This window comes from Cohnella caldifontis (assembly GCF_029360585.1).
Lineage (GTDB): Bacteria > Bacillota > Bacilli > Paenibacillales > Paenibacillaceae > Cohnella > Cohnella caldifontis.
The window spans coordinates 14170-31536 of sequence record NZ_JAQZSJ010000024.1 but is presented as its reverse complement, the minus strand read 5'-3'; the positions used below and the strand labels follow the sequence as shown (position 1 = coordinate 31536).

Annotated in this window: 12 protein-coding genes; 11 read left to right on the top strand and 1 reads right to left on the bottom strand. The window is 60.0% G+C overall.

Annotated features, from left to right (window positions below; genetic code table 11):
• Positions 1 to 6 precede the first annotated feature (6 nt).
• The 8 genes from PTZ19_RS22715 to PTZ19_RS22680 all read left to right on the top strand — a co-directional run bounded on the left by PTZ19_RS22715 (position 7) and on the right by PTZ19_RS22680 (position 14017).
• The gene (locus PTZ19_RS22715; protein ID WP_276357928.1) at positions 7 to 4047 is read left to right on the top strand and encodes an immunoglobulin-like domain-containing protein; all 4041 of its coding nucleotides are present in this window, start codon (positions 7 to 9) and stop codon (positions 4045 to 4047) included.
• A gap of 220 nt (positions 4048 to 4267) precedes the next feature.
• Positions 4268 to 5635, top strand: coding sequence for an extracellular solute-binding protein (locus tag PTZ19_RS22710; RefSeq protein ID WP_276357927.1), 1368 nt, complete (start codon positions 4268 to 4270; stop codon positions 5633 to 5635).
• An 80-nt stretch (positions 5636 to 5715) separates the two neighbouring features.
• A complete protein-coding gene (locus PTZ19_RS22705) occupies positions 5716 to 6612 on the top strand; it encodes a carbohydrate ABC transporter permease (RefSeq protein ID WP_276357926.1) in 897 nt (298 codons plus the stop codon).
• A gap of 12 nt (positions 6613 to 6624) precedes the next feature.
• Complete coding sequence (locus PTZ19_RS22700; RefSeq protein WP_276357925.1) at positions 6625 to 7452, top strand: carbohydrate ABC transporter permease; 828 nt, start codon at positions 6625 to 6627, stop codon at positions 7450 to 7452.
• 12 nt (positions 7453 to 7464) lie between these two features.
• The gene (locus PTZ19_RS22695; protein WP_276357924.1) at positions 7465 to 9201 is read left to right on the top strand and encodes a glycoside hydrolase family 66 protein; all 1737 of its coding nucleotides are present in this window, start codon (positions 7465 to 7467) and stop codon (positions 9199 to 9201) included.
• 67 nt (positions 9202 to 9268) lie between these two features.
• Positions 9269 to 11101: a cache domain-containing sensor histidine kinase gene (locus PTZ19_RS22690; RefSeq protein WP_276357923.1), complete on the top strand. Its 1833-nt coding sequence runs from the start codon at positions 9269 to 9271 to the stop codon at positions 11099 to 11101.
• Positions 11088 to 12725 carry a helix-turn-helix domain-containing protein gene (locus tag PTZ19_RS22685; RefSeq protein WP_276357922.1) on the top strand — a complete coding sequence of 546 codons (1638 nt, stop codon included), beginning with the start codon at positions 11088 to 11090 and terminating at the stop codon, positions 12723 to 12725. The genes PTZ19_RS22690 and PTZ19_RS22685 overlap by 14 nt, the downstream gene beginning before the upstream one ends.
• Complete coding sequence (locus PTZ19_RS22680; protein ID WP_276357921.1) at positions 12722 to 14017, top strand: extracellular solute-binding protein; 1296 nt, start codon at positions 12722 to 12724, stop codon at positions 14015 to 14017. The genes PTZ19_RS22685 and PTZ19_RS22680 overlap by 4 nt, the downstream gene beginning before the upstream one ends.
• A 481-nt stretch (positions 14018 to 14498) precedes the next feature.
• Here PTZ19_RS22680 and PTZ19_RS22675 read toward each other — a convergent pair whose 3' ends face one another.
• Positions 14499 to 15146, bottom strand: a complete 648-nt coding sequence (locus PTZ19_RS22675) for a hypothetical protein (RefSeq protein ID WP_276357920.1) — start codon at positions 15144 to 15146, stop codon at positions 14499 to 14501.
• A gap of 36 nt (positions 15147 to 15182) precedes the next feature.
• On the opposite strand from PTZ19_RS22675, the gene PTZ19_RS22670 reads away from it, so the two are divergent.
• The 3 genes from PTZ19_RS22670 (at position 15183) to PTZ19_RS22660 (ending at position 17306) form a co-directional block, all read left to right on the top strand.
• The gene (locus PTZ19_RS22670; protein ID WP_276357919.1) at positions 15183 to 15785 is read left to right on the top strand and encodes a TetR/AcrR family transcriptional regulator; all 603 of its coding nucleotides are present in this window, start codon (positions 15183 to 15185) and stop codon (positions 15783 to 15785) included.
• On the top strand, positions 15782 to 16240 hold the full coding sequence (locus PTZ19_RS22665) for an SRPBCC family protein (protein ID WP_276357918.1): 459 nt from the start codon (positions 15782 to 15784) through the stop codon (positions 16238 to 16240). The genes PTZ19_RS22670 and PTZ19_RS22665 overlap by 4 nt, the downstream gene beginning before the upstream one ends.
• Positions 16241 to 16325: 85 nt before the next feature.
• The gene (locus PTZ19_RS22660; RefSeq protein ID WP_276357917.1) at positions 16326 to 17306 is read left to right on the top strand and encodes an aldo/keto reductase; all 981 of its coding nucleotides are present in this window, start codon (positions 16326 to 16328) and stop codon (positions 17304 to 17306) included.
• Positions 17307 to 17367: the final 61 nt, after the last annotated feature.

Sequence of the window (17367 nt, the reverse complement as noted above, 5' to 3'; positions counted from 1 at the left end):
TCCGTCATGGCCCGATGGTTCCGATTGAAGCCGGCGCTCGCGGTGAGCGCGGCAGCGATTCTTGCGATTCCCGCCTGGGTGCGGCCCCCTTCCGCGTCCGCGGCGCCGGATTATTTGTTCCCGGCCGTCCACTATAGTGTTGGCGGGCAGCCTAGCGGTATTTTTGCCGGCGATATTAACGGAGACGGCAAGGTGGACCTCGCGACGACCACCGGACAAATCCTGACGATCCTGTTCGGCAACGGGGACGGAACGTTCGGATCGCCCGACAACGTGGCGCTCCGCGGCATGGCAACCGACCTGACGGGAGCCGATCTCGATGGGGACGGCCGTTCGGAACTGCTCGTAACCGAAGATGGAGTCGATGCAGGCGGAAACGGCGGCGTGGAAGTATGGGAACTGGACAACGCAGGACAGTATCAACTGTCGGGACCGTATGTAACGGGCAAATCTCCCGTGGATGTCGAGATCGGCAGCTTCAACGGAGACTTATATCCCGACGCGGTCGTCGCCAATTTCGCAAGCAATACGGTCTCCACGCTGCTCGGCAACGGGGACTCGACGTTCCAATCGAAAATCGACTTTGCCTATACCTCTCCGAAAAGCCTGACGGTTTCGGATTTCGACGGGGACGGCGTCATGTCGGATTTGTTCATCTCGACCGATCAACCGAATGTCTTCGCTAAATTGCTCAAAAGCAAGGGTGACGGTACGTTCCAGCAACGAATGGACTTCGTGAAGGGGCCGATCAACGCTACGGCCTTGAACGATTTCAACAAGGATGGACTGCAGGATCTGGCTAGTGCCTCAAGCGACAATCATGAGTTAATCGTGGAATTCGGCAGCACCGTACCCGGATATTTGTTCCGCGACTGGGTGAAGTTATCCACCCCGGAGCCGATGCGGAGCCTGCGCGCGGCCGACGTAAACGGCGACGGGGTATCGGACCTGCTGGCGGTAGGCTCAAACAGCGGGAAAGTTTTGACTTGGCTCAGCAACGGAGACGAGACGTTCCGGGGCGCGATCGTTTCAGCCGTTCAAGCGGGACCGGCCGCCATCGCGGCGGGTGATTTCAACGGGGACGGAAGGATCGACTTGGCGTCGGCGAACCGGGGAGGAGGCAGCGTCAGCATTCTCCTGAACAACACGCCGGATGCCGATGCCGTAACGTTGGACGAAGCGGGGCTGGCGATCGGCTACGCGGACGGAGACTCCGCTTCGCGCGTCACGCGGAACTTGGCGTTGCCGCCAAGCGGCACCAACGGCTCGTCGATCGTCTGGACGTCCAACCGGCCGGACGTGCTGGGAGATGACGGAACGGTCACGCGGCCGAGTTTCGTCAGCGGCAACGCTACTGTCAGGTTGACGGCTGTGATCACGAAAGGGGCGGCCGTCAGCAGCCGAACGTTCGACGTGGTCGTCATCAAGCAAGACCCGGTGGACGAGGAAGCCGTCGCCGCGGACGCCGCGGGCATGCAGATCGGCTACGCGGCGGGGGATTCGGCTGCCCGCGTCTTGAACGATTTGGAACTGCCCACGACGGGAGTCAACGGCTCGCGGATTGATTGGCGATCCAGCCGCGAAGACATCGTCGCGACGGACGGCAAGGTGACGCAACCCGCCGCCGTGACGGGCGTTAGGCTGACCGCGGAGATCCGCAAAGGATCGTATTCCGCGACGCGGACGTTCGAACTGACGGTGCTTCGGGCGGAGAACAATTCCGCGCTCCGGTTCGGCGGGACGGAGGGAACCGGTCTGTCCGTACGTGTGCCGAATGTTCGGCTTGATGAGAGTTTCACCGCGGAGTTGTGGGCGCGCTCGGAGACGCCGAAGTGGAACGAGAACGGTTTTCTGCTCTCGGCGCGCCGTTATCGGGGGATCCTGTTCCACCCGAACCAAGGTGCGAACACCGTGGGGTTCTACATTCCCGACAGCTCAAGTCATGCGACGGAAATCCCCGTGGACGATTATCCTTCGATCGACATCACCGCTTGGCATCATTACGCGTTGACGCGCAGCTACAACGGCTCGATCTCGAGCCCGAAATCCGTTTATAAAATCTATTTGGACGGCCGATTGATCCAGACTCGCGAAGTATCCGGCTATCAATCTTACTCGAACGTTACGTTGTTGATCGGAAAGGACGAAGTCCTAGATACGTCCGGACTCCAAGAAAGGTACGGCAAAGCGGATCTCGACGAGGTCCGTGTCTGGAACCGGGCGTTAACCGACACGGAGGTCGCGAAGCTTTACTCGCACAAGCCGACCGGGACGGAAACGGGCTTGGTGATGGATTTGGATATGGAACATGGGGTAGGCGCGACCGTGGAAGACTTGGCGGGGCAAGATCAGAACGGCTCGTTGGACGGCACACGCCTGCTCGTGCCGGGGCCCCGTCTGGCGTCCGAAGAGGTCGAACGGTTTGCCGCCGAATACCACGCCTTGTCCATTGACTACGCTTCAGGGGATACTGCCGACAGCGTGACGCGGGCCGTGTATCTGCCGGCGGTCGGCAGCAATGGGTCCAGCGTCGTATGGACGTCCGGCAGCCCTGCGGTGATCGGGGCGGACGGCTCCGTTCATCGACCGTCGTATTCGGAAGCAGACGCGGCCGTTACATTGACCGCTCGCCTCGATAATGGGCAGGAGACCGCGGAGAAAACGTTCGTCCTGACCGTGAAGAAACTCCCCCGAACGGACGAGGATGCCGTCGCGGCGGATGTCGGGGCTTTGACCATCGGCTTCGCGGAAGGGGACACGGCCGACAGCGTGACGCAGGCGGTGTATCTGCCAACGACCGGAGGCAACGGCACCTTCATCGATTGGACATCCAGCGATCCGGAAATCGTCGGGACGAGCGGCTCGGTCCATCGCCCGGCTTATGGACGGGGCGATCGGACCGTGACATTGACCGCGACCGTACGAAAAGGCGGCGCTTCTGCCGAGCGGGCATTTACGTTGAAGGTGCTGGAAGAAGAGGAGGTGCCCGATCCGGAACCAGAACCGGATCCCGATCCGGATCCGACCCCGTCTGCGCCTTCGGATTCGAGCGGCAGCGAGCAGAAGGAGAATGACAAAGAGATCGCTCCGGATCCAGGATCGTTCCCCGTCTACGCGGGAGAACGTACGGAGTGGAGCTTGAAAGGTATCGTCGACATCATCGTTCCGAAAGGAGCCGTTCCGGTTGACGGAAAAATGAGCGCGGCCGTGTTGCCGTCGGAACGGGTTCCGCAATCGGGGCCGCTTCGCCCACTAAGCCCTGTCGTGGATTTCGCGAGTACTTCCGGCCATCGTTTCGGGGCACCGCTTCAGCTGACGTTCTACTATGACGCGTCCAAATTAACTGCCCGACATCGGGCGGCGGTGTACTACTATAACGAAGCGCTGGGAAAATGGGTCTACGCGGGAGGGATGTCGGGTACGGCAGGCCGGATATCGGTATCGGTCAATCATTTCACGGCATTCGGCGTTTTCGAAGCTCCGGCGTCCGCCTTTTCCGACTTGGGAAGGCATTGGGCGGCCGCGCCGCTGGACCGCGTGATCGGCATGAACGTCATGTTAGGGTATCCGGACGGCACGTTCCGCCCGGATACCCCGGTGACCCGGGCCCAATTCGCCCGGATGCTGTCCGCGGCGCTCGGATTGGACGCCATGGCCAACGAGGGAACGTTCCGTTTCGCGGACGAAACCGACATTCCGGCTTGGGCGAAGCCCGGCGTCGCCGCAGTCGTCCGGGCCGGCCTGATCCAGGGGGACGGGATCGGCGCGGCAACCCGTTTCCGGCCGAACGCCACCGTGACCCGCGCGGAAATGGCCGTGATGGCAGCGGCTGCGCTGAACGCGTCGCCCGCCTCGGCTGCGGCCGATTCTCTGCCGTTCAAGGACGGCGACCGGATCCCAGGTTGGGCGCGAGGTTCCGTATCCGCCGCGGTTTCTGCCGGACTGCTGACGGGATACGAAGACGGCGCGTTCCGTCCCGACCGCCCGGTCACGAGAGCCGAAGCCGGCGTTTTGATCGGCAAGTTGCTGAACGCACTTTATCTTTAAAATAGAAGGAGCTTCCGCCGCCGCGGAGGCTCCTTCCTTGTTCAGTCGCATATTTTCCGATTCTTCGGAATAAAACAAACCCCGTGCGCCGCTATCTCCCGATCCCCGAACGAATTCCCGAACAAAGCGCACCATTTCGGAAAAGAGAGAAATGTCGAAACGGCCGGATTCCGGCCATAATGGAAAGCGTAATCAACATGCGTTCTAAGGGGGAAATCCGGTGAGTATCGCTCCGAAACCGATGAAGGGATTCGCGCTTTTCGCGCTTGCGGCGGCGATCTTGTCCGCTTGCGGCTCGAAAGGCGGCAGTGACGCCAGCACCGCGCCCGCAACCGAGTCTGCGGCCGCGCCGAGCGTTTCGGCCGGCGCCAGCGCGTCCGCGTCCGAGCCGGCCGCGCCAAGCGACCAGCCTCAGGTCACGGTGGAATTCTGGCATGCCTACGGGGAAGGGGAAGAGAAAGTCCTGCTGGAGCAGGTGATCCCGAAATTCGAAGCGGCCAATCCGAGCATCAAAATCCACGCGACCCGCATGCCGACCGAGAACCTCGACCAGCAGGTGCTGACGGCCGTCGCGGGAGGCACGCCGCCCGACATCATGCGGATGGACAATACGTGGGTGTCGAATATGGCAAAGCAAGGGGCGCTGCAGGAAATTTCCGGGTTTCCTGACGCGCAGGCCATTCTCGACAACTCGTTTAAAGGCACCGTGGACACGAACCTTTATCAGGGCAAGTATTACGGCGTCCCGCTCGACACCAACACTCGCGTCGCCATTTACAACCAAGAGCTGCTCGCCAAAGCCGGCGCTTCCGAACCGCCGAAGACGATCGACGAGCTCGTGGAGCTGGCCCGCAACCTCAAAAGCCAAGGCAAATATTCCGGCATCACGATCGGAGGGACGAACGTCTGGGATTTCTCCGCTTGGTTCTGGACGCTGGGCGGCCAATATACGGATCCGGCCTATACGAAGGCGACGGGCTACCTGAACTCCGACGCCAGCATCAAGGCGCTCGAAACGATCTACGGTTGGCATAAAGAAGGCTTGCTCGCGCCCCCGATTCTCGGCGGCCAGCCCGGAACTTGGGAAGGGCTGCGCGGAGATAAAGGCAAGCCGGCATCCTACATGATGATCACCGACGGTCCCTGGTTCTTCTCGCTCATCGGCGACGCCGAAACGAAGGGCAAAATGATTCCCGCGCTCATCCCGGCGGGCCCCGACGGCCAGAGCCATTCGGTTATCGGAGGCGAGGACCTCGTCATCTTCAACGGGGCGAAGCAGCCCGAGGCCGCCTGGAAGTTCGCGCAGTTCATGACTTCGACGGACATCCAGATTCTCATGGCGCTGCAGACCGGCCAAATCCCGACCAACATGCAGGCCGCGCAAGCGCCCGATTTGAAAAACGTCTGGTACCTGCAATCGTATGTCGACCAGCTCGCGAGTGCTTACGCCCGGACGCCCAGCCCGAACGCCAACAAAATCAACGACGCCATCGGCACCGCGTTCGAATCGGTATTCCGCGGCAAGGCGAACGCCAAGGACGCGCTGGACAAAGCGGCGAAGCAAGTGGACGGTTTCCTGACCGAGTAGCCGACGCCGCGGACGGCGACCGGACCGATCCCGCATCGGCCGGCCGCCGTTCTTTTTCCGGAAAGGAAGGGGGTTCGCCCATGCGCAAAGCGCTCAAACAGTACGCCCAAGTATCGCCTTATCTCTCGGTCGGCCTCGCGCTCACGCTGGCTTTCGTGCTGTATCCGATGGTCAAAGGGATGTATATCAGCTTTTTCCATTACAACGTGATCAAGCCGGAGACGAGCGAGGCGGCCGGCTTTGCCAATTACAAACACGTGTTTACCGATCCGCTGATCCTGACCGCCTTGCGCAACTCGCTGCTCATGGCCGCGGTCACCGTGCCCGGCCAATGGATCGCCGGCGTGATCCTCGCGCTGATCATCCAAGCGAAGACGGTCCGGCTTAAAGTGTTATGGCGCCTGATCTACTACATTCCCGTCATCAGCTCGTGGATCGTCGTGTCGTATTTGTTCCGGTTCCTGTTCGCGGACGGGCATGAAGGCCTCATCAACTACGCGCTCGTCGACGTGCTGCGCCTGATCGGGGAACCGATCGGCTGGCTGCAGAACACGTGGACGGCCAACCTCGTCGTCTGGCTCGTCAGCATCTGGAAAGGGGCCGGATGGGTCATGGTGCTCTACCTGGCGGCGCTTCAATCGATCCCGAAATCGCTGTACGAAGCCGCGGAAATCGACGGGGCGAAGCCGGCTTCGCTGTTTCACCGCATCACGCTGCCGCTCGTCCGCCCGCTGACGCTGTACGTGATCATCAACCTGATCAACGGGGCGATCCAAGCGTTCATCCAAGTGTACGCGATTACCCAAGGCGGGCCGATGGACAGCACGCAGCTGCTCAATACGTACCTGTACAAACAGGCGTTTCAATACTTCGATTTCGGCTACGCGTCCGCCATCAGCGTCTGCCTCGGAGTGCTGATTTTCGCCTTGACCTATTCGCAGCAGCGCTCGATCGGCCGCGAACGGATCGAATATTAGGAGGGAGAGGCCATGTCGAAGCTCAGAGCGGCGCTTCTTCACCTTGTGCTGATCGCCGGCATCGCCGTCGTCGTCGGCCCGTTCGTTTACATGCTGCTCACGGCGATGACGACGGATAACTACAGCCTCCCCAGCCCGCAGAAGCTCATGACCGACGCGAAAACGCTCGGCAATTTCGCGGAGGCTTGGGGCAAAAACCATTTTCAGCTGTTTTTCGCCAACAGTCTTCTCGTGACCGCGGCGACCATGGCGTTCTCGCTGATGCTGTCGTCCTGCATGGCCTATTCGTTCGCGAGATTCGAGTTTCCGGGCAAGGAGCTCCTATTCCGTTTGTTCGTTTTCACGCTGTTCGTGCCTGCCATCATCAACATCATTCCGCAGTTCACGATTCTCAAAAGCTTGCATCTCGTCGATAACTATGCCGGACTCGTCCTGCTGTACGTCGGCTCGGGTCTTGTCGGGAGCACGTTCTTCCTGCGCGGGTTTTTCGAGCGGATTCCGCGCGAGCTGGAAGAATCGATCGTCATCGACGGAGGAGGACGTTTTACGGTTTTCCGTTCGGTCTACATCCCGATGTCGCTGCCCGCGCTGGGCACGCTGGCGATTTTCTCTTTCCAAGGAACGTGGGACGAATTCGTCGTCGCGCTGACCGTGATGAAATCGGAGGCCCATCGGACGCTGCCCGTCGCCCTGCAGCTGTTCCGCGGCCAATACGCGTCGTTCTACGGCTTGTTCTTCGCGGGTTCGATCATCGCGCTCGTTCCGACGATTCTCGTGTTTCTGCTCTTTCAAAAACAATTCGTGCAAGCCAACCTATCGGACGGCGGCGTGAAAAACTAGGAGGAGTCCGTTGTGAACGATACGTTGTCCCTGCGCCTGCTTCCCCGCAAGGCCCAATTTCGGCCCGGAGAGGCGGTGCGGATTCTCGTCGAATTGCCAGACGCGGACGATGGAGAAGAGGGTGCCTCCGAGTGCATTCGTTTTCGTTGGCAGGTGCAAGCATGGGATCGGATCGTCCTGCAAGGCGTCGGCGCGCTCGCTAGGGAGGAAGAAGGCGAGCCGATTCGCGCGGAAATCTCTCTGCCCGGCTTCGCCGGCAGCGGCGCGTACGGCGTGTTCGCGCAGACGGAAGGGATAGCGCCGATCGCCGGGGAGACGGCGTTCGACGTGGCCGCCCATTGGAGAGAAGCGCCCCGTTACGGGTTCCTGAGCGATTTCGCGCCCGGCGATCGGGATTCCGCGGATGCCGATTTCCTGCTCCGCTGCCATCTGAACGTCGTGCAATTCTACGATTGGATGTACCGGCACGACCGCCTGCTGACGGACGAGGACCCGTTCACCGATCCGCTCGGGCGCACGATCTCGTTCGCCGCGGTCCGCGGGAAAATCGCCGCGCTGCAGGAAAGGGGCATCGCCTCGCTCGCTTATGCCGCCGTGTACGCCAGCTTGCCGGATTACGCGAGCGAGCACCCGGAGCAGCTGTTGTATCGCAACGACGGCACCCCGTACAGCCTCGGGAATTACTTCTTTATCATGGACATCTCGCCCGGATCGGCGTGGACGGAGCGCGTGACGGACGAGTTCCGAAGCGCGGTCGAATGGGGGTTCGACGGCCTGCACCTCGACCAGTACGGATTTCCGAAGCGGGCGCTGCGCAAGACGGAAGACGGAGGCTTCGAAGCGGTGCGGCTGCGGGACTTATATCCGGCGCTCATTAACCGGACCCGGGAGAAGCTGTCGGAGGCCGGACTGATTTTCAACAACGTCGGCACGTACCCCGTTCATGCGACGGCGGAAGCCTCGCAGGATGCGGTCTACATCGAAGTGTGGGACCCGGTCACGAGGCTTCAGGACTTGTACGCGCTCGTCCGGCGGACCCGGGCGCTCACCCGGAAGCCGATCATCCTGGCCGCCTATTTGCCGGCGTTCCATCCGGAGCATCCGGCCGACCCGGAGCAGGCCGAGACCGGAGCACTCTTCGCGATGGCGGCGATCTGCGCCTCCGGCGCTTATCACCTGCTGCTCGGGGAGAACGGCGGCGTATTGGCCGATCCCTATTATCCGAAATACGGCCAGGCGTCTCCCGCTTTCCGCGAACGGCTGATCCGGCATGCCGATTTCATCGTGATGTACCGGGACCTGCTTTTCGATCCGGCAATGGACGACTGGACGGAAGCGTTCACCGGAGGCATCAACAACGAGCTGACGTTCGCGGCGGCGGACGGGCATATCCGATTCTCGACGGAAGCGCGGACGGGTACCGTCTGGACGATCGCCAAGGAAAAACCGGACGCGTATGTCATCCATCTCGTCAATCTCGTCGGCCTGGATAACGACGACTGGCATGCGCCGAAAGCCTCCCGTCCGAAATCGCTGGGCGGAATCGAAGCGACCGTGGAAGTGGTCGAAGAAATCGAAGGCATCTACGCCGCGTCGCCGGACGGGGAGTCGATCGCGCCGATCCCGCTGGGCTGGGAATGGGTGCGCAAGGGAGAGGACGGCGGCCGGTTCGCCCGGTTCACGCTGCCGCGCTTGGACGTGTGGACCGTCGTATTCATCCGTCTGCGCGCGGGATCCGCGGCGAGTTAACCGCCGCGGCTGCGCAGCCCTGTGCTATACTCGAAGTAACAAATTCCCGTAAACGGTTGGGACTCCGATGATCAAATGGCTGAAGAAGCGGCTGTTCGAGAAAGTGTCCACGAAGCTGGTCGCCATGGTGCTGAGCTTGATCCTCCTGTCCGCGACCTTGATCAGCACGACCTATTACGGTTCTACGGTTTCCATCATCGGAAGCCATGTCCGAACCTCCGCCGAACAAGGGGCGAAGCAGACGGCCGATTATTTGTCCCTGATGCTGACGGTCGGCACGGACATGGGGCAGCAGATTTTCCGCAACACGCGGCTGCAGGATGCCTTGAACCGGGAGCGGCAGGGGAATTTGACCGTGGACGAAACATTCGGAATCAAGGAATCCATCGGCCAAACGCTTAACGATACGATATACGCCAGCTCGTTCGTGCGCAGCATTTACATTTTGAGAGAACGGGGAGAGAGCTGGGGCAGCGGCCTGTTCAACGCGTCCAAGGTCAAACGGTACACGCTGTCGGGCCACGACTGGTACAGCCAAGTCGTGGGCAATAAGGCCAACGAAATTTGGCTGCCGCTCGGTTACGATCCGTTCAGCGGCGGAGGGGACAACACCGAGCTCGTATTGACGCTGGTCGACGCGTTCCGGGATCTGAAGTCGAGGGAGACGGAAGGCGTCATTCTCGTCAACCTGGACGGCCAGCTGCTCCTCGATGCCGCCCAGCGGATCCAGCTCGGCCGAACCGGGCGCTGGTCCGTCGTCGACGGTTCGGGTCAAGTGATGATCGACGCCGACCCGGACCGGTGGGGCAAGCCGCTGCCGGACCGCGAGCTTGCCCGGCGGATCGGCAGCCAGCGAGACGAGGAGCTGGAATTCCAAACGAAGCTGGGAGGGGAGGACTTTTATGTCGTATCGGTGCGAATGGCCAACGGGTGGAAACTCGTCGGGCAAGTGCCGGTCAAGGAAATCATCGGGGACATCGAGTCGCTGCAGCGCAAAATCTCCCTTTACACGCTCCTGTTCCTGTTCGCCGCGCTGCTGGTCGGCCTGCTCTTCTCGACGCGGATCACCCGTCCGCTCCAGGAGCTGACCCGGCAGATGGCAGCGATCGAAAACAGCGATTTCAAAGCGCGGACCCGCATCCGTTCCCGCGACGAAATCGGCAAGCTGAGCCTTCGGTTCAACCAAATGGCCGGGCAAATCGAGACGTTGGTCCGGGAAGTGGACGAGGCGGGCGCGCGCAAGCGGGAAGCCGAAATCCGCGCGCTGCGGCACCAGATCAACCCCCATTTTCTGTATAACACGCTGTCGACGATCCGTTGGATGATCCGGCTGAATCATTCCGAAGGCGCTTACAAAGGCATCGCCGCGTTGGTGGAACTCATGGAGTCGAGCATGGGCAAATCGGGGATGATGACGACGATCCGCCAAGAACTCCGGATGCTGGACCAATACATGCTCATCCAGCGGCTCCGCTATGGGGAAGGATTGAGGCTGGAGATCGAAGCGGACGAAGCGCTGCTGGACGTCGAAATGCCCCGGATGCTGCTGCAGCCGATCGTGGAAAACGCGATTTTCCACGGGCTTGCTTCCCGGGCGGAACGGGGAACGCTGCGGCTTGCGGTCGCCCGTCGGGAGTCGCCCGTTCCGGGGACCGTCGCGATCACCGTCTCCGACGACGGAGTCGGCATCGATCCCGTCCGCCTCCGATCGTTAATGCGGCAAGAAGGGGAGTCCCCGAAGCCGGGCATGTTCGGGATCGGTCTGCGGCACGTCCATGAGACGCTTCAGTTGTTTTGCGGGCCGGGCAGCGGCGTTTCCATCCGCAGCGAACCGGACCGCGGCACGGACGTGGAACTGATCATGACGCCGAGAGGAGAAGCGGACAATGGCGGCGTATAAAGCGCTGATCGTCGACGACGAGCCGATCATCCGGTACGGCCTCGCATCCACCGTCGATTGGAAGGGAGCCGGGATCGAGCTGGCGGGCGAGGCCGGCAACGGAGAAGCCGCGCTCGGCTTGGTGATCGAGAAGGAAGTCGATATTCTGATTACCGATATCAAGATGCCCGTCATGGACGGGCTCGAGCTCATTCGCCTCGCCAGGCGAAGCCGGCCGCATCTGAAAGCGATCCTGATCAGCAGCTACAGCGATTTCGAATATGCCCGGCAAGCGGTACAGCTCGGCGCCGTCGTCGATTATTTGCTGAAGCCGACGATGGAGCCGGAAGACGTGACGCGGCTGCTCGAGGAGTGCCGGCGGCGTCTCGACGGAGAGCGGTCTCTGGAGGAACATTCGGCTCTGTACGCGCGAGAAGAGAAGAAGCGCGAGCGGCATCTTCTGGAAACGGAGATGCAGAGGGCCTTAAGCGGACAACCGGCGGAATTGCCGCGTTATGCCGGCGAGTTCCCGGGGCCCTATGTCCTGTCCATCTGGCGATGGAACGTTGCGGGGGTCGGAAGGGAACCCGAGCGCCGGACCCGGAAGCTGGCCGAGCTCTTCCCCGAAGGGGCGCTCTGCGCGATCAACGAGAGAGAGCTTGCGTTGCTGCTCCCGGACGGAGCGGAAGGGAATTCCGCCGGAATGGCCGGCGCGCGCGTGCGCGAGGCCCATAGCGCTCTATTAGCCGCCGAAACCGGCGGGCAGGACGGATCCCGCGTGACGGTCGGCATCAGCCCGCTTTTCCATGATCTCGGACGGTTGCCGGATGCCTATAGCTGGGCCGAGCGCGCGTTCGCGCGCGCCTTTTTCGAAGGCATTGGGGGTTGCTACGACGGCGAAATCGCCCGAAATCCCGCATCGGTCTCCGGAGATGCGGCCGACGCGGGGGCGGAAGCGCGAGAGCAAGCGGCCGCGTTGCGCGAACGGTTCTCCCGCAAGCTGGCAGAGTCCGATGCAGCCGCCTGCGAACGGACGTTGGGCCAAATTTTCGAGCTGTGGCGTTCGCGGACGATCGCGCCGGATGATATCCGCAAGTTGGCCGGCGACTTGCTGCTGCGGATCGCGACCAGCCGGCATTTCCTGAAAGCCGAGGAGCGGCTGGAGCTGTTAATGGAAGAGAACGAGAAGCTTCGGCAGGCGGAAAGCTTGGAAGACGTCATCGCCATCGTAAGCTCCCGCTTCCGCCAAGGCGCGGATCTCAGGGGGGCGCCAGCGCTGCCGGCATCCCCGGACCCATCCGGCGGCACCCAGGCGATCCAGTCTGCGATCCTCTACATTCAAGAGCATTACCGGTCCGAGTTGTCCTTGCAGGAAGTCGCGGACAGCGTGCACATGAGCCGCAACTATTTCAGCGAGACGTTCAAGCGCCGCGTGGGACTCAATTTCATCGATTACGTCATCCGGCTGCGCATCCGCTACGCCCGCCACCTGCTGGAGACGACGACGCTGAAAGTGTTCGATGTCGGCATCCAATGCGGGTTTAACAGCGCGAAGCATTTTCTGAAAATGTTCAAACGGGAAACCGGATGCACGCCCGTTGAATACCGGATCCGGGCACGAAAAGGCGAGGGGGGAGAGGGTTGAGGCACGGAGGACGGATCATTCGGCGATGGTTGGCGGTTTTGCCGCTGTTCTCGACGCTTGCGGCATGTTCCCCCTATACGCTGGTCGAGGAACCGAACGCATCGGGACGGGATTCGGCATCCGGAGCCAAGGTCGAATTGCAGTTCTGGCATACGTACAGCGACGTCGAGACCCGAGTGTTCGAAGACCGCGTGCTGCCGCTGTTCGAGAAGGAACACCCGAACGTCGCCGTGCATGCGGTGCGGCAGAACTATACGTCCCAATTGAACGACAATATCGTCGCTGCGGTCGCCGACGACAAGCAGCCGGACGTCATGCGGATGGACATCATCTGGGTGCCGCAGTTCGCCCGCAGCGGCGCGCTCACCGATCTGACCGCCATGCCCGACTTCGGCGAGTACCAAGACCGGTTTACCGGCTCTCTGATCCAGACGAATCTTTACGACGGACGTTATTACGGCATCCCGCTTAACGCGACGACGATGGTGCCGATTTACAACCGAACGTTGCTGAAGGAAGCCGGTCTGTCGGCTCCGCCCGCGACGTTCGACGAGCTCATCGCGGCTTCGCGGAGACTGAAAGCGAATGATCCGGGGCTGTACGGCGTCAGCATCTGCTGTTCGAGCACGTGGGGAATGCTGCCTTATTTCCGTACGCTCGGCGGCGAGCTGCTGAGTCCCGCGCTGGACAAAGCTGGCGGATACCTGGACAGTCCGGCCAGCGTGAAGGCGATGCGGAAGCTGAAAGCATGGTTCGACGAAGGATTGATCAGCCCGACCGTCGTGGGAGGGGAGCCGGGAGGCTGGGACGGCTTATTCGGCCGCAAAATCCTCATGATCGACGAAGCGCATTGGTTTTTCACGTCGAATGAGCATACGGAAAACCATGCTCTGCTGGACGACATGGCGACCGGATTGTTCCCGTCGGAAGAACGGGATGGCACCTCCGTCATCGGCGGAGAGAACCTGGTGCTGTTCCGAGGTTCCCGCCATCCGCAGGAAGCATGGACGTTCATGAAATTCATGGTGTCCGAACCGGTGCAGGAAATCATGGCGGAGACGGGATTGATCCCGGCCATCCGGGATTTCGACCGGGCCAAGCTGCAGCCCGTGTTCCGCGTTTACGTCGACCAGCTTCAGCACGCCGAGCCGCGTCCTCCCGTTCCGCAATGGGACGAAGTGGACGACGAGTTCTCCCGCATGGTGACCCGGATATTCGAGGGGGAACGGCCCGTCGCCGAAGCGCTCCGCGAGAGCGCGGCGAAGATCGACGCCATTTTGGCGTCCCCTTGAAGTACGAGAAGAGCGTTCTTCCTCCAGAAGGAGGGGGAACGCTCTTTTAATGAAAACATTTTTGCCAGGCAAGGATATCCTCGTCTTGGGGAGCGGGGAGCTCATTCGGAAACGGATTAAATAAAGAACCCTCCCGCGATTAATGAGATCGCCAAAATGTCGAACAAAGCCAGTGCGAGAATGGGAAATCCGAACGCTTTCGTGGTCGCTTTGTTCGCGATGTAGGCAGGGGATACATTCAGATAAACGTGTTGATTATCGTATCGAACGAGTACTCCTTCGTGGATCCGGCCGTCAACGGTCGCAACCGCGACTCGTTGGTTCAAACAGCGTTCGCATATGAAGAGCAAGTGATCCATGTCTGTCCTCTCCTTTCGCGACGGCAGCATCGAGGGCTGTCGAATCGATATTGCACAATATATGTACAATCCTGTTCGCCCGAAATGGCAGTGTACCCAATGTTCGAAAAGTATTTCTCTGGTTAAGGTTTCGGTTCTGAAAATCCTTGGAGATACAATTTAGGCATGCGGGGCATATAGATAAGAAAACCAGATCCGGAATTTCCGTCCCCATTACGCAGCGGATTAACGAACTTCGAAGAGCCGCGCAAGATTGCATGCATCTGTTGGTCGTCCGTAAAAGCAGGAAAAAAGACGATTACGTCCTGATCGGCGGGAACAGTCATTACGAATATCTCCGAAAGCATACGAAAAAGATCGCCGCGCCTTGTCTGGTAGACGAGAGCAATGTCTCGGCGCGTATTCACTCGCTGGTTCAACGCTTCCGCAAGCGGAACCTGCCCTATGACATACCGCTCGTCAAGAGGGAGCGGACCCCTGCCGCCAGTTGGTCGATCATCCGAAGGTTTTTGCGGCAGGAGCCCCGTTTCTCTCAATTGACCCGCAAGCAGCAAATCAAAGTCCTTCGGCTTGGATTGCAATATAAGAAGACGACCGTAGCGTCCATGAAAGCGACGGTCGACGATATGACGAAAAAACGATGATCCGCGGCTGCCGCGGATTTTTCTTTTGCGGCGGCCCATTCCCATATTGACGGACCATTTATTTCCATTATAAGATATGACCAAGGACATAAAATGACTGCGGTCATATTTCGGCACGAAGATCATCGCAATTGAGGCCACCGGAGAAGAGGAATTCCACCCATGCGAATGCGAGAGAAACAGAAGGAGCTTGTCCGGTCCGCGCTCATCCAAGCCGGTATGAAGCTGTATGAAACGCAGGGCTTCGCGAAGACGACGGTAGATCAAATCACGACAACCTCCGGCGTCGCGAAAGGAACGTTCTACAATTATTTCGACACGAAAGAAGACTTGCTCGTCGCCGGGATGGCGATCATGCAAGCGCAGGATACCAGCCTCGCGAGTGCCCGAGTACTTCAACCCGATACCCTGACGGAGAAACTCGATCGTTTCATCGATTGGTCGGCGTCATGGATTCAGGCCCATCCGGAGCTTGCGTTTATTTGGAGTTTGGAACGGCTTCGCCGGGGGCTTGAAGACCACAGTCCGAACAGCTTCGACGGTCAATTGCGGGCGATCGTCGTCTCCGGGCAGCAAAACGGGGAATTGCGGCAAGACCGTCCCGCCGAGCAATTGTTCCTGGAAATGACGGCGCTATTCGTTTTCGCCATCGCTTGTTGGGTGCATCACGAACGGCAATATGAGCTGGCCGCCGCGATCAAAGATTCGATTCGAACGTATTTGACGGGCGCCATACCATCCAAGTCGGGAGGAGACCTCGAATGAGCACTTACGCGGTTACGGTAGAACAATTGATCGAAGCTTCGCATCCGAAGGTTTACCAAGTCGTCACGGACATGGAGGAGCACCGCCGGATTCTCCCCAAGCAGTTCGAATCGTTGGAGGTGTTAAAGGGCGGCAAAGGCGCCGGAACGGTATTCCGTCTGAAAATGAACGTCTTGGGAAATCGTTCGACTCTCGAGATGACGATATCCGAACCGGAACCGGGTCGGGTCATCCAAGAGAAGGATGCGAAGGCCGGCGTCACGACGACTTGGCTGCTCACCCCGACGGACGGAGGCAGCCGCTGCCGGATCCGACTGACGAGCGAATTCCGGAGCAAACCGGGCATCGCCGGCTGGCTGGAGCGTTTCATGGTTCCGCCGGTCATTCGCTCCATTTATCGTCAGGAGCTCCAACAAATCAATCAATATTTGTCGTCAGACGGTGCGGCCGGATAAAGAGGATCTCCCCTTGCCGATACAGGTAAGGGGATTCGTTTTCTGCTAGAATCAAGGAGAATGCGGTAAAGGAGGAATTAGCAACATGGAATATACGAAACTGGGGAACACCGGTTTGGACGTATCCCGGATCTGCCTGGGCTGCATGGGCTTCGGGGAAAAGGGGCGGTGGATGCACCCGTGGGTGATCGATGAAGAGAGCAGCCGTACGATTATCCAGAAGGCTTTGGAGCTCGGCGTCAACTTTTTCGATACGGCCAACGTGTATTCGGACGGCACCAGCGAGGAATTCCTCGGACGAGCCTTGAAGGATTACGCGGACCGGGATGAAGTCGTAATCGCCACGAAGGTCTATTTCCGCATGTTTGAAGGACCGAATGGAGCAGGTCTTTCCCGCAAGGCCATCATGACCGAAATCGACAAAAGCCTGAAACGCCTGGGAACGGATTACGTGGACCTGTACCAAATCCATCGTTGGGATTACCAAACGCCGATCGAGGAAACGATGGAAGCCCTCCATGACGTCGTGAAAGCAGGGAAGGCGAGGTATATCGGAGCGTCCGCCATGTACGCCTGGCAATTCATGAAGGCGCTGCATGTTGCCGAGAAACACGGATGGACCCGGTTCGTATCGATGCAGAACCATCTTAACCTCATCTACCGCGAAGAGGAACGGGAGATGCTGCCGCTCTGCCGGGAAGAGAAAATCGGGGTCATTCCTTACAGCCCGCTCGCCTCCGGAAGATTGACGCGGGATTGGTCGGAAACCACCCTTCGTTCCGAAACCGACCAGGTGCAGAAATCGAAATACGGGGCGACGGAAGATCAAGACCGGTTAATCGTCGAACGCGTCGCGGCCATCGCCGAACAACGCGGCGTTCCCCGCTCCCATATCGCCCTTGCCTGGTTATGGCAGAAAGAACCGGTCACCGCACCGATTATCGGCGCCACGAAAATCTCGCATCTCGAAGATGCCGTCGCCGCCCTGGCGGTGAAGCTGACGCCGGAGGAGATCGCGTCCCTCGAAGAGCCGTACGTTCCCCATCGGGTCGTCGGCGCGATTTGACTAGCAGTTCAGTCTATCCATGATGCGAAGCGGATAAGAAAAAGAAAAGGGAGCCGAAGCT